The sequence below is a fragment of the Lysinibacillus sp. NPDC096382 genome (genome assembly GCF_044762845.1).
In the GTDB taxonomy this organism is placed as follows: domain Bacteria; phylum Bacillota; class Bacilli; order Bacillales_A; family Planococcaceae; genus Lysinibacillus.
Genome location: NZ_JBIWFC010000004.1, coordinates 118,315 through 131,555, shown reverse-complemented (window position 1 = coordinate 131,555; position 13,241 = coordinate 118,315). Strand labels below are relative to the sequence as shown.

Genomic DNA, 13,241 nt, shown 5'->3' with positions numbered 1-13,241 from the left:
GCGAAAGCGAAGCGGCAGCAACAAATGTTTTTTCTGTGCGAAAGCGAAGCGGCAGCAACAAAGCGCCCAGTCGGAACGGAAATCAACCACACGTTTTGGTGATGATCCACTTATATACCTGTTACATTATCAATAGTTGTAGGTTTTCCATTGATGTGAATATTAATCGTATCAAGATTTGAGTCGAACGTAAATTTATAGACATGTTGTTTTATTTCATTATCTTGTTGATTCGTAACATCTAACTTTATTATTAATGTATCATCTTCTGTTTCGAGGCCTGTTGTAACTGTTCCTTTTGACCGAAAAACGATATAAGAAACATCCTTTTCTACTTCGTTGATTAATTGAAGTGTATTTTTTTCATCAATTACCTTTTGTACTTTTTCTGGAACACTTTCAATTTCACTAATACTTAGCGTTGATGAATTACATGCTGTTAAAATAAATACTGTTAAAAGCACTAAAAATAAAAATTTTTTCAATGACTTATCATCAGCCTTCCTTCGAATGATTGGAAATTACTGTTATGGTAAATTGTAACATAGAAAATCGTGGATTGGTGAAGGAATGGTAAATGTACAGCAAAATAGATTAATCGTTACAAACAAGCGTTAAGAGCATGTCTAAAATGGCTCTATCCAAGTTACTGTAAATGGTTATACCTGCTCTATCCATCGGTATTGCAGCACGCTACATCCACTCACATGCTGGCATTTTACATCGTGAAGCTTATGATAAAGACAGTGATTCAATGAATAAAATTATTTTTTGACTAAGATAAGTAAAACAACCCCCAAACGAATAAAGTTTGAGGGTTGTTTTATATGAAAAATAAATCATTCATCAAAGTGCTGAAAAAAAGATGCAATAGTATGTAAAGATATTTGTTCAATAGCATTCGCTTCAATTTGCTCATTGGAACAGCAAGCTATAGAATACTGTTGTTCAATACTAGTGGTTAAAAAATAAAGAGAATCCAATTGGTTTGTAGCATTTAAATGAATGCCACCACCATGAATTTTAAAAAAGAAGGATTGAAGTGGCAAAGACAAGCCTACACCACAATATTTAATATAGGCTTCCTTCAATGTCCATAGTTTATAAAAATAATTTAATTGATTTCTGTCAGACAAAGCTATTAAATCTTCATATTCCTCGGGAGCAAAAATATGTTGAGCGAGGTTGAGATCCAGTATTTTTTGCTTTTCAATATCGACACCGATTTCCATATTACTAATACCACAAAGAACATAATTTCCTGAATGTGAAATATTAAAAAAGGCGTAAGGTAGATTTTTCACATATGGTTTACCATATGTATTATTGTCAAATTCAATAGCTGATGGGGCAATATTAAAATTTGTTGAAATTAAATATCTAGCTAATATGTCAGCTAATAAGCCTCGCTTATAGTCATCTTTGAAATGGAATCGCTGAAGTTTGTTCTGTTTGTCTTTTGAAATGAAAGCTGTGAGTTTTGAATGGTATTTATCGAAATGCGAATCTGTAATGGAAAGTAGAGCAAGTTTTATGATGATCAGTCACCTCCTATTATGTTTAACCTCTAAATATTTGCTGCCTATATTCCTTTGGCGTTAGCATAGCGTTTAAATAGCTCTGAAAATCTACCTGCACTTTGTTAGCCTACTGTTCGAGCAATTTCGTTAATAAGGAGCTCTGTATGAGCTAGTAATTTCGCAGCATGATGAACGCGTTGTTTTTGAATATATTCGGTAATAGTACAATGATACACTTCTTTAAATAATTTTTTTAATTTTGTAGCACCCATACAAGAAACTTTAGTTAAATGATCTAACGTTAGTTGTAGTGCGTAGTATTTTTCAATATAAGTGGCTACATGCTCAATTTGGTGAATATCTTCTGTAGAAATTTGTGAGCAATGACAAGTTTCATTGACAAGTACACGTTCCATTATAAGGGCTAATGCTTCGTATACTTTCCCTTCATAAAAAAGTGCAGAAGTCAGATCGGCACCACGATAAGCCGCTATTTGTCGAAGTAGGATTATCATTTCTGGAAAAGTAGCTGTAGCTTTTAGTGTTGTTAATGCTTGACGTGGATTCACATAAGTCACTTTTTCCCATATGAACATAAACAGGATTATTATAAGAATTTGGAGCAGTGCTGTATGCTAGGTTCTTCTAAGATATTTGTATTTAGTAAAAAATTCACTTTAAAATGAGGGTATCTTAAAAAATTAGAAATACCCCGTTTTGTATTCATATAAAATATCTACTATTAAACCTGTAAAAGCTTCAATATATCTTTCCCAATCTGCCCAGGGTTTGTCGCCAAAATAGGCGAGCGATAATTTGATAAAACAACGACTCCTGTTTGTTGTGTTTTATCAAACCCAAGATAACTAGAGAAAGCTTTCGTCGAACCGTTATGCCAAATGATATTGTCTTCAAGAAGCCATCCTAGACCAATACCCATATGTTCCGAAAAGGTTTCAGTTGCTTGATGTGTAAATGTATAACCTAAATTTTCATCACTTAAATGTACGCTCATAAACTTTAAAAGATCGTTGACAGTTGAACGGATTGCTCCTGCTGCCATAAAGTCATTCATTTGGAGTGGCGGCTTTTTATGTCCAAGGATCGTGTAGCCTTGCAATACTGCCTCTGCTTGATCAGAAGGGATAGAAATAAATGTATTTGGCATATTTAAAGGATCTGTTAATCTTTGTTTAATAGCTGTTTCATAATCAGTGTGAAGTGTATTGGCTAAAATATATCCTAAAAGCCCCATTCCTACATTAGAATATCTAAATTTAACTTTAGGCTCGTCTGTGTGCGTTTTAAAATAATTTATAGTCTCTTCCAGTGAATATTGGCAAAAGGGATCACGAGGTGTTTGTGCGTCAAAAAGATTGTAAATGTTCTTCAGCACACCTATTCCTGGTAGTCCAGAAGTATGATTTGCTAAACGTTTGAGTGTGACAGGGTGATTATCGGGAATTTCAGAAAAGTATTTGCCAATAGAGTCTTCTACATGGATTTTTCCTTCCTGAATCATTTCCCCTAATATGGATGTAGTAAAAACTTTAGAAATCGACCCAACTTCATATATATAAGGCTTTTCTTCCAGCATAAATTTCGAACCACCGAAAGTAAAAGTAGCTTCTTGGTCTTGAGAAATGATACCGATAGATAAAGCAACATTTGGACGGGTTTTTATATAGGGATAAGCAATTTTAAATATGTCCTTTTTTAAATCGTGTAAATCCACAATAATACCTCCATTAAGAACGCTTATTTTTTTCCTGCTCCTCTGAAATAATAAAACGTAATTTCAAAAGTATGTCTTTTAATTGTAACAAGTCCTCTCTATTGAGCTTTGTATAATATTTATAAATAATAGCAAGCTCAATTTCCTCCTGCTTTTGAAAATAAAGATGCCCCCGTTCATCTAGTTCTATAATAACCTCTCTACGATCCTTTTTACTCATTGTTCTTTTTATATAATCTTCTTGCTCCAGCCTATTAACTAGTTGGCTAACAGCACTTGGGGATGTACCCATTAACTTGGCTAATTCATAAGTTTGAAGGGGACCTTTCGTCTGAAGAAGATTTAAAAATACTGCTTGTTTTGTAGTTAATGTTTCATCGAACAATGAGGAAAATTCTTCAGTTAACATTAAAGTGGTTTCATATTCAACTTGATTGATTTCTTTAACAAGATGCACCAAATCCTTATCCATGTATTTTACCACCTAAATAATTAATATATATAAATTATAAATATGTATTAACAGTAATGCAATTTTCTTACTATGCGATCGAAGATGGAATATGCATAAATATTCGATTATTCGGATTTTAGACACAACCGAAGATAAAATTCTAACTTTTTAAAATAAACATAAAAATTCAGTTGATTTTATATTTATGCATTTGCTATACTAAGCCCAACAGCAATTAAACAAGGAGCGAAGGTTATGAAATTACTCGAGGAAGTACAGTTAAAGTTAGTATCTAGTTTAAAAGGTAAGGACTTATTAACCTTTCTAGACTATACAAGTGAAGAGGTTCAGCAGTTAGTTGAATTAGCGACACAGCTGAAAATGATTACTAAAGAAGGGAAATGTCCGAAGCTGCTAGAAGGTAAGACACTCGGCATGATTTTTGAAAAACATTCAACTCGTACTCGTATTTCATTTGAAGTTGGTATGAACCAATTAGGTGGAAAAGGTATGTTTATGCATGCGCGTGATTTACAGATTGGTCGTGGTGAATCGATTTATGATACAGCACATGTGTTATCAGGCTATTTAGATGGTATTATGATTCGCGCGAACGCTCATGCAATGGTAAAGGAGCTTGCAGAGCATGCATCTATACCGGTCATCAATGGACTAACAGATATTTATCACCCATGCCAAGCTTTAGCTGATTTAGAAACAATTATTGAAAATAAAGGTCACCTAAAAGGATTAAAAATTGCCTATGTTGGAGATGGCAACAACGTGGCGCACTCTTTAGTAGTCGCTTCTGCTCATGTAGGAATGAACGTGGCAGTAGCAACGCCAGTTGGCTATGAATGTGATGCAGAGGTGATCGCAAAAGCACAGGCTATCGCAGCAGCAAATGGTAGCACAATTATAATTACAAATGATCCTGTAGAAGCGGTGTTAAACGCGGACGTAGTATACGCGGATGTATGGACATCAATGGGGCATGAAGAGGAGACTGCAAAACGTCTACAAGACTTTTCAGGTTATCAAATAAATGATGAGCTAGTAGCATTCGCAAAACCGAATTATATGTTCCTACACTGTTTACCAGCTCATCGTGAAGAAGAAGTAGCGTCATCTGTTATAAATGGCCCAAATTCCTATATTTTTGAGCAAGCGGAAAATAGACTTCATGCACAAAAAGCAGTGCTAGCATCAATTCTAGCTTAACTTCTTTCAGCGAGTGTTTTTTTGTAGCGAAAGCGAAGCGTATGCTACAATTGTTTTGAAGTATTATACTTCTTAGTTGAGATACTATATAAAGAGAGTTCATATTGGCAACAGGGGGTGTCAATATGAATAACATAAAGTGGTTGCAGACAGAGGGATGTAAGCCACGCGTGATGTATGTTATCAAGATGGATGACCACATCGCTACATAATAAAGTAACCTGGGAGACGCTAGGTTACTTTTTTCTTGTTAACTGCCCATTTACTTCAATACCTAGTTTTCCAATCTTTTATAGAGAATTGAAACGATTATCTATATAATAGGATAAATAAGTTATTTGAGGAGGGCTTCAGATGAATATTGACCATATCGAAGCGTTTTTATATGTAGTGCATTATAAAAGTATTCATAAGGCCGCAAATGCATTGTTTTTATCTCAACCGACTGTGACGGCACGTATTAAATCATTGGAGCGAGAGTTAAATGTAGAGTTATTTCATCGCGATGGGCGAAGTGTAATATTATCGGATAAAGGCAAGGATTTTGTACCTTTTGCGACACAGATTGTGCAAACCTTCGAACAGGGAAAGAAACAATTAGAGGAAACGAAGGAGTCTGACGAAGTGTGCATTGGTACAAATGGTGTCACAGCACAATATTTTTTAGCTTATGCAATGCCAAAATGGAAGAAAGACTTTCCACATTTACGCTTTCAGATTATCACAGGTTCAACAGCGGTGATTTTAGAAAAATTACAAAGTCATCAAATCCATCTTGGTCTAATTCAATATGTGCATAGGGAAGGGATTTGTAATGAGCTATTGCTAAGTAATGCAGTCAAACTTGTGATGCATCGCGAGCATCCCTTTATACAACAAAATCTAATAAAAGCAAAGGAACTGGCACAACAGAAAATGGTGTTTTTTGAATGTGGGGCTTTTGATTGGAATTATGTGCATAAAATGTTTGAGGTAGAGGGCGTATCAGCAAATATTGAAGTGCGAACGGATCATTTAGAAGTAGCGAAAGAATTTATCCGTACAAGGGAGTATATGAGTTTTTTACCATATCTTTGTGTAAAAAAAGAACTTGAAAGCGGTGAGTTTGTAGAGATTGATATCAAACATTTACTTGATATGAATCAACACATTTTTCTAACGTATAAAAATAAACAGACGCTGGCATCAGCCTTTTGGAAAACAATAGTAGAAACAGCTGAGCAATTTGAAAGCATTCAAGAAAATCTGAATTGATAAAATTTTTTATAAGTCAGTAAATTTTTTTCTATTAAGTAGCCTATTGCAAACTGTATAAATGAACTGTATTATCTTCCTCAACCCTATTTTATTTATGAGTACCCATAAATGGAATATTTTTTTAAATATAAAACATACTTAACCACTATGTTTAGTAAAAATAAAATTTAAGGAGGAACAAATATGGTGAGACAGGACAAAATTCGATTCGGGGCTATTATTCATGGTGTGGGTGGTAATATTTCAGGGTGGCGTCATCCTAAGGTGGCTAGCAATCAAAGTGTAAGCTTGCCGTTTTATATTCAGCAAGCACAAAAGGCTGAGCAGGGAAAATTTGATGTTGCTTTTATTGCAGATGGTTTGTTCATCAATGAAAAATCTATTCCCCATTTTTTAAATCGTTTCGAGCCAATAACAATTCTTTCGGCGCTAGCAGTAGCAACGAAAAACATCGGGTTAGTTGGTACTGTATCAACTTCCTATAGCGAACCATTTACAGTTGCACGCCAATTTGCCTCGTTGGATCATATTAGTGGGGGCCGTGCAGGGTGGAATGTTGTTACGACACCATTAGAAAGTACTGCTTTAAACTACAATAAATCAATTGAACAGCATCCTAGCCATACAGAACGCTATCAAATTGCTGAGGAATATTTAGAAGTGGTAAAGGGCTTGTGGGATTCGTGGGAAGATGATGCTTTCATAGCAGATGTAGAACATGATGTATTTTTCGATCCTGAAAAGCTGCACACACTAAATCATAAGGGCAACTATTTTTCAGTACAAGGTCCGCTGAATATAGCACGCTCTAAGCAGGGGCAGCCTGTTATTTTCCAAGCAGGTTCTTCAGATGCAGGTATTCGATTAGCGGCAAAGGATGCAGAGGCAATTTTTACACATGGTGCGTCGTTAAAAGAATCACAGAAATTTTATAAAAGAGTGAAGACTGAGGTTGTGGCATTTGGACGCAATCCAGATGAAGTTAAAATTTTCCCAGGAATCTCTCCGATTATTGGCGATACGCTTGAGGAAGCGGAAGCGAAGTATCAGGAAATCGTTGAGCTTGTTTCGATAGAGCGCGCACTTGCTTATCTTGGTCGATATTTCGATCATCATGATTTTTCACAATATGATGTAGATGCTCCGTTCCCAGAGCTTGGTGATATTGGAGCAAACAGCTTTAGAAGTACGACTGATTATATTAAAAAATATGCCAAACAAGAAGGGCTAACATTGCGACAAGTAGCGTTACGTGAGGCAACCCCCAAAACAGCATTCTTTGGTACAGCAGAGCATGTTGCTGACCTCGTGCAGGAATGGTTTGAGCAAGAGGCGGCTGATGGCTTTATTATAGGCGTTACTGTACCTGGAGCACTGGATGATTTTGTAGACAAGGTTGTGCCGATTTTACAAGCAAGAGGGTTATACCGTGAAGAATATGAAGCTGACACATTACGTGGTAACTTAGGTTTACCATTTAAAGAAAGCCGTTATGTCAAACGGTCTGTCTAAAAACCAAGTATATATATAAGAATAAGTGTATTTAAGGAGGCAATGTATGAGCTATTCATTAGGTATATTAGATCAAAGCCCTATTATTGAGGATGCTACAAACGAGAAGACCTTACAAAAAACAGTGGCTCTAGCACAAAAAGCAGAGCAATTGGGCTACTCACGTTTTTGGGTGTCAGAGCACCACAATACAGATACATTAGCAGGATCATCGCCGGAGGTATTAGTATCTTATCTCCTTGCGAAAACAAAGTCTATCAATATTGGATCGGGTGGAGTAATGCTTCAGCACTACAGTCCTTACAAGGTAGCAGAAAACTTCCATGTTCTCGCATCGTTGGAGCCAGGCCGTGTTGATTTAGGCATAGGGAAAGCACCGGGCGGTTTACCTCTCTCTACGAAGGCATTGCAATATGGCACCCTCCATAAAAGCGAAAATGATTTTGAGGAAAGATTAACATTTTTACAGCAATTAATTGAGCAAACAGTACTAGCAGAGCACGAGTTATATGGAGTACAGGCAACACCGATTCCAAAGGTAAAGCCAGCATTATTTTTACTTGGGGCAAGTCCACAAAGCGCCGCACTTGCAGGTACACTAGGCATTGCGTTTGTCTTTGCGCGATTTATTAATAGTGATAATGATGTATTAGCACAAGCAGCTACAGCTTATCGCACGCATCATCCAAACGGTCATTTTGCCGTCTCCATCGCAGCACTTGCAGCCCCTACAAAAGAAGAGGCGATAGCGTTAGTTGGTGATCAAAAAATTACGAAGGTGCATTTAGCGAGTGGCAAAAGTCTAACATTACAATCAGTAGAACTTGCAGAGAAATTTGGTCAGGAATCTGGGGAGTCATTTACGGTGAAGCAATATGATGCAGATATTTTATGTGGGACTCCGGATGATATTAAAACGATATTAGATGACTACCATGTGCGCTATCAAATTGATGAGTATATTTTGCATACGCCTGTGTTGAAGGAATTTGAACGGGAACGATCATTTGAGCTATTGAGTCCAGTCAATTTACAGCAAAAGGAAGCGGTAAGCTAAGGAAGAAATGAATATGACGAAAAATATAGATGTAATAGTTTGGTCAAAGCAAGGTTGTAGTTATTGTGATGAAGTGAAAACACATTTGAAACAGCAAGGTATTTCTTACAAAACCGTAGATGTAACACATAATGACGCATTCCGTGACATCTTAGAAGCAAAATATGGTGTCCGTTATGTTCCGGTTGTCGAAATTGGAGCAAATGGCGTCTTTAAAGCAGTAACAGAAATTGGGTTGGAGCATTTAAAAGCAGCGCTTGCTGTTGATTTACCGTCGCATGCATAAGAAGAGAGGGATTCTATGAAAAAATTATCACTTTATTTACTATTGTTGCTAGTTTTACTTTTAACCGCTTGTACAAGTTCTGAAAAGTCCGAAGGGGATACTAGTGAGAATAAAGCTGCGCAAGGTGGAAAGGACGTTCGAAAAATTATTGTCGGTACCGGTACTCAATTTCCAAATATCTGCTTTATTGATGACAAGGGGAATTTAACAGGTTATGATGTGGAGCTTGTTCGCGCTATTGATGAGAAGCTACCAGAATATGAGTTTGAATTTAAAATAATGGAATTTTCAAATTTATTACTAAGTTTAGAGACAAGAAAGATTGACTTTGTTGCCCATCAAATGGAAGTCAATAGTGAACGAGAGGAGAAATTCCTCTTTAATAAAGAGCCTTATAATGTATTCCCATTAAAAGTAACAGTCAATGCAAAAAACAATTCTATTCAATCCATTGATGATTTGAAAGGGAAAAACGTTAGTGTTTCGCCAACTAGTAACTCTGCTGTCTATATAGAAAAATACAATAAGGAACATAATTTAGGTGCTAATATTGTCTATTCGTCAGGCTCGGTTGATGTTCATAATCAACTTGCAACAGGTCGAATCAATGCAATCATTACAACACCATTTGCAGTAAAGTACTATAACGAAAGCAATAAGGCACAGGAGAAGGTAGTAGGAGATGCTTTATTAAATTCAAAAGTTTACTTCTTATTAAATAAAGACGAGGTCGTCTTACAGGAGCGACTTGATGATGCTATCCGAGAATTAAAGGCAGAAGGCGTCATTAGTAAGTTAAGTAAGAAATGGCTAGGTGACGATTATTCAGTAGACTTCTAAACGAGATAGGAGAAGGAGATGGAAGTATGGCTAATGACTTTGACTTCACACTAATTGCACAAGTACTTCCAATATTGCTTCAGTATTTACCAGTAACACTCGAAATTTTAGTGTTCGCCACTTTTTTTGGCATGCTACTTGGTATAGTAATCGCTATACCAAAGTTGCTACACATACCAGTTTTGAAGCACATCATAACGATTTATATTTCGTTTATTCGAGGTACGCCGGTTTTAGTGCAATTGTTTTTAGTGTTTTATGGTATACCAGCGTTATTAAAGCTTGTGCATATTGATGTAACAAGAATGGATGCTATGTATTTTGTAATTATTACTTATACGTTGAGCAATGCTGCATCGTTTGCTGAGATTTTTAGAGCGGCTATTTTAACGGTTGATCGCGGACAAATGGAGGCAGCTTATTCAGTTGGATTAAGTGGAATACAGGCCTTTCTACGTATAGTGCTCCCTCAGGCGATTCGTGTTGCCTTTCCAAATATGGCAAATACGATGATTAGTTCTTTAAAGGATACTTCTTTAGCATTTTCAATTGGTGTCATGGATATGGTGGGACGTGGAGAAACACTTATTGCTTCAACAACAAGGGCGCTAGAGATATATTTGGCGCTGTCCATTGTTTATTATGTCATTGTTATGTTACTAGAAAAGGGTTTGAAATTAAATGAACGATATCTTAATCGATATATGCCAAAGGAAGCTGCTTCTAGCTAGGGGGAAATGCTATGACTATAGATATTGTTTTTATTTTTGAAGCTTTAATAGAAATTAGTAAAGTATTGCCGTTAACTTTGTTCATGGCAGTTACACCTGTCTTATTAGGCATTTTTATCGGCATAATAGTTGCTTTTGTTCGGATACAACAAACAAAAATTCTCACGCCTTTGTTGAATTTTTACGTTTCTTTTTTTAGAGGTACACCAATCATTATGCACATTATGCTTGTTTATTTTGGCATACCAATTGTTGTTGATGTTATTTCAAAAGCTTTCAAGCTTGAGTTTCAATCAAGCTCTATCCCTATTTTACTTTTTGTTATTTTGGCTTTGACGCTAAGTGCAGGAGCTTACGCCTCCGAAATAATTCGGTCCGGTATTTTAAGTGTACCTAAGGGACAGCTCGAGGCAGCATATGCAGTCGGTTTGTCTTTTTCACAGGCGATGCGACGCTATATATTACCTCAAGCATTTGGTAAATCCATTCCTAACTTCACAAATGTCTTTATCGGTTTCTTACATGCCACGTCACTAGCTTTTTTCCTTTCAATTAAAGAGTTAACAGGAGTTGCAAATATCATTGCTTCTATTAATTTAAAGTTTTTGGAGGCATTTATCGCCGTTGGGCTAATTTATTGGAGTGTTTCAGCTATCGTTGAATGGCTTGCACATCATATTGAAAAAAGAGTAACAGCCTATAGTAAGGGCGGCATTTAAATAGAGTTGTTTATATAGAAAGGGGATAAGAACGATGACAGTAGCTGAAATAGTGATTGAGCATTTAAAAGAGGAAGACTATGCAAAGTATTTAGAGGTTTTAGTAGAGAGTTATGCACAATATGAAAAAGAATATGAAAACCCAGAGGACTGGGCTTCTTACTTAAGTGATATTCGAGCATCTGTCGGTAACCCTAATGCAGAGACAATTTTAGTGGCAAAGCGGGGTGATGAAATTTTAGGGGGACTGCAATTATTTACAGATTCTGAAAAAGCATATGGTTTGCCAGAGCTTAACATAAAGTCTACCATTGTGCGCTTACTTGGCGTGCATCCTAAAGGAAGAGGGCTAGGTGTTGCTAAAAAGTTATTGGACGAAAGCTTCGCCTTTGCACGCAATCGTCAGGATCAAGCATTATATTTACACTCGGGTGATATTATGCAAGCTGCTATTAATCTTTATTTATCCTTGGGTTTTGTAAGAGATGAATCTAAAGAGTTTAATAAGGGAGATAAGCTTGTAAAAAGTTTCCGCTATGATTTATAAATAAACTATGAGTACGTTAAAAAATGCCATAGAGAAAGGATTTGTTCGTCCTTTTTCTATGGCATTTGCACTTAACTCAGCGCTTACGAAATTTTCCCATAGGCTAAGTATGGGAAAAAGCCTTCAAGGAATCGTTCAGTTGCCGGCATAAAGTAAGAGCCGAAATGGAAATCAGGATCTAATGTTGTTATGACCCAAGTTCCGCCCGTAGAGGTAGTATCAATATATAAAACTGCACCACCATCTTCCGTCGATACTAAAATATTTGCATTTTCAGGAGGCCAGAAAACGCCATGTTGGTGCCATGTGCAGTCGGCAAGTGTTAAATAACCGTTAAACAGAGGATGTTTTGGTTTTTGTAAAACTAGACCACTTGAAGTATCTTTTTCAAGCTACCACCAAAAATTTGTTGGTCGCTCTTCCCATTGTTGTGCTGGTAACCAACTCCATGGCTGTGGTCCAAATGCAACTACAATTCCACCTTTATCAGCAAATGAATGGATTTTTACTACGCTAGCAAGTAACAGCTTGTGATTTAATTGAGAGGGAACAATCAGTACATCTAAGTCTTCAATGTCCGTTTCTAGGAAATCAGGATGATAAATTAATTTTTTTATATATTGATTGAATTTTGGTTCATGGAATGTCCGATAATGTGATTCATTACCACTATATATAACACCGATTCTTCTCATTGTACTGTGCTCTCCTTTAATGATTGTACTTCTGCTTCAAGCCATGATAAAAATTGAGGCCGAATAAGGTCTGTTGATTTGCTTTCATTAGCATAGCCTAGTAAATCACGTCCTGCATGGACTAAAATAATACCATTTGTTGTAGTACGATCTACATATGTAACCGTTTTACCATTTGAAAAAGTAAGTAATATTTCTGCATCATCTGGTGCGTGATGATAACCACGTGCAAAAAAGCCAGCAACTCCTTTTTTAAATGTCATATCTTCCGTAGTTACACCTTGAAAAATGGATGAATCTGCGGTCGGAAAAACCTCATAATCTTTATAATTACGAATTAGCTGTGGCATGAATGGACCGCAACCTGGTAGCCATTCGCGAAATAGATGGCCACAATACACTACGATTTTTTTCTCTTCTAAAAAGGCAGCAATCTTCTCGCGTTGACTGTACAAAAATTCTTGATCAACAAAGTTTGGGATTAGGATAACATCCACTTTTTCTAAATTTGCGTATGCGAAATCATATTGATCAATTATTTTTGCTTCATTACCTGTATCTTTTTGCATACGACCATTCACACCGAAAGCATGTCCGGGGTCTAGTTTTAGTATCGAAATTGGGTCACTCATATTTATTCCTCCAAAAATAAAATTAAATAATAAAT

At 36.3% G+C, this 13,241-nt stretch carries 15 protein-coding genes and 2 pseudogenes; 10 read left to right on the top strand and 7 right to left on the bottom strand.

Annotation, left to right across the window (positions count from 1 at the left end; translation table 11 throughout):
- Positions 1 to 110: 110 nt before the first annotated feature.
- Positions 111 to 485 (bottom strand): peptidylprolyl isomerase, encoded by a 375-nt coding sequence (locus ACIQZA_RS08550; RefSeq protein ID WP_402883138.1) that lies wholly within the window; start codon positions 483 to 485, stop codon positions 111 to 113.
- A gap of 148 nt (positions 486 to 633) precedes the next feature.
- Here ACIQZA_RS08550 and ACIQZA_RS08545 point away from each other — a divergent pair.
- A pseudogene (locus ACIQZA_RS08545) lies at positions 634 to 775 on the top strand (peptidase M28); the annotation flags it as partial.
- Positions 776 to 839: 64 nt separating this feature from the next.
- Here ACIQZA_RS08545 and ACIQZA_RS08540 read toward each other — a convergent pair.
- From ACIQZA_RS08540 to ACIQZA_RS08525, 4 genes are all read right to left on the bottom strand, one after another.
- The gene (locus ACIQZA_RS08540) at positions 840 to 1,514 is read right to left on the bottom strand and encodes a 4'-phosphopantetheinyl transferase family protein (RefSeq protein WP_402883151.1); all 675 of its coding nucleotides are present in this window, start codon (positions 1,512 to 1,514) and stop codon (positions 840 to 842) included.
- A 128-nt stretch (positions 1,515 to 1,642) separates the two neighbouring features.
- The gene (locus ACIQZA_RS08535) at positions 1,643 to 2,089 is read right to left on the bottom strand and encodes a helix-turn-helix transcriptional regulator (RefSeq protein ID WP_402883136.1); all 447 of its coding nucleotides are present in this window, start codon (positions 2,087 to 2,089) and stop codon (positions 1,643 to 1,645) included.
- 173 nt (positions 2,090 to 2,262) lie between these two features.
- Positions 2,263 to 3,255: a serine hydrolase domain-containing protein gene (locus tag ACIQZA_RS08530; protein WP_402883134.1), complete on the bottom strand. Its 993-nt coding sequence runs from the start codon at positions 3,253 to 3,255 to the stop codon at positions 2,263 to 2,265.
- Between the two features lie 13 nt (positions 3,256 to 3,268).
- Positions 3,269 to 3,727 carry a MarR family winged helix-turn-helix transcriptional regulator gene (locus ACIQZA_RS08525; protein WP_400932491.1) on the bottom strand — a complete coding sequence of 153 codons (459 nt, stop codon included), beginning with the start codon at positions 3,725 to 3,727 and terminating at the stop codon, positions 3,269 to 3,271.
- A 237-nt stretch (positions 3,728 to 3,964) separates the two neighbouring features.
- Between ACIQZA_RS08525 and argF the strand changes: the two genes are divergently transcribed.
- The 9 genes from argF (at position 3,965) to ACIQZA_RS08480 (ending at position 11,879) form a co-directional block, all read left to right on the top strand.
- Positions 3,965 to 4,930, top strand: coding sequence for an ornithine carbamoyltransferase (gene argF / locus ACIQZA_RS08520; RefSeq protein ID WP_402883131.1), 966 nt, complete (start codon positions 3,965 to 3,967; stop codon positions 4,928 to 4,930).
- 354 nt (positions 4,931 to 5,284) lie between these two features.
- The gene (locus tag ACIQZA_RS08515; protein ID WP_402883128.1) at positions 5,285 to 6,184 is read left to right on the top strand and encodes a LysR family transcriptional regulator; all 900 of its coding nucleotides are present in this window, start codon (positions 5,285 to 5,287) and stop codon (positions 6,182 to 6,184) included.
- A 186-nt stretch (positions 6,185 to 6,370) separates the two neighbouring features.
- Positions 6,371 to 7,699, top strand: a complete 1,329-nt coding sequence (locus ACIQZA_RS08510; protein WP_402883126.1) for an LLM class flavin-dependent oxidoreductase — start codon at positions 6,371 to 6,373, stop codon at positions 7,697 to 7,699.
- A 46-nt stretch (positions 7,700 to 7,745) separates the two neighbouring features.
- On the top strand, positions 7,746 to 8,756 hold the full coding sequence (locus ACIQZA_RS08505; RefSeq protein ID WP_402883123.1) for an LLM class flavin-dependent oxidoreductase: 1,011 nt from the start codon (positions 7,746 to 7,748) through the stop codon (positions 8,754 to 8,756).
- Positions 8,757 to 8,769: 13 nt separating this feature from the next.
- Complete coding sequence (locus ACIQZA_RS08500; RefSeq protein WP_142508828.1) at positions 8,770 to 9,042, top strand: glutaredoxin family protein; 273 nt, start codon at positions 8,770 to 8,772, stop codon at positions 9,040 to 9,042.
- Positions 9,043 to 9,057: 15 nt separating this feature from the next.
- Positions 9,058 to 9,882 (top strand): transporter substrate-binding domain-containing protein, encoded by an 825-nt coding sequence (locus ACIQZA_RS08495; RefSeq protein ID WP_402883119.1) that lies wholly within the window; start codon positions 9,058 to 9,060, stop codon positions 9,880 to 9,882.
- A gap of 26 nt (positions 9,883 to 9,908) precedes the next feature.
- Positions 9,909 to 10,613, top strand: a complete 705-nt coding sequence (locus tag ACIQZA_RS08490) for an amino acid ABC transporter permease (protein WP_402883116.1) — start codon at positions 9,909 to 9,911, stop codon at positions 10,611 to 10,613.
- An 11-nt stretch (positions 10,614 to 10,624) separates the two neighbouring features.
- Positions 10,625 to 11,332: an amino acid ABC transporter permease gene (locus tag ACIQZA_RS08485; protein WP_402883113.1), complete on the top strand. Its 708-nt coding sequence runs from the start codon at positions 10,625 to 10,627 to the stop codon at positions 11,330 to 11,332.
- Positions 11,333 to 11,366: 34 nt separating this feature from the next.
- The gene (locus tag ACIQZA_RS08480) at positions 11,367 to 11,879 is read left to right on the top strand and encodes a GNAT family N-acetyltransferase (RefSeq protein WP_142508832.1); all 513 of its coding nucleotides are present in this window, start codon (positions 11,367 to 11,369) and stop codon (positions 11,877 to 11,879) included.
- Positions 11,880 to 11,962: 83 nt separating this feature from the next.
- Here the strand turns inward: ACIQZA_RS08480 and ACIQZA_RS08475 are convergent.
- Positions 11,963 to 12,574, bottom strand: a pseudogene (locus tag ACIQZA_RS08475) (hypothetical protein).
- Entirely contained in the window at positions 12,571 to 13,206 is a 636-nt protein-coding gene (locus ACIQZA_RS08470) for a hypothetical protein (RefSeq protein ID WP_402883110.1), read from the bottom strand. The pseudogene ACIQZA_RS08475 and the gene ACIQZA_RS08470 overlap by 4 nt, the downstream one beginning before the upstream one ends.
- Between the last annotated feature and the right edge of the window lie 35 nt (positions 13,207 to 13,241).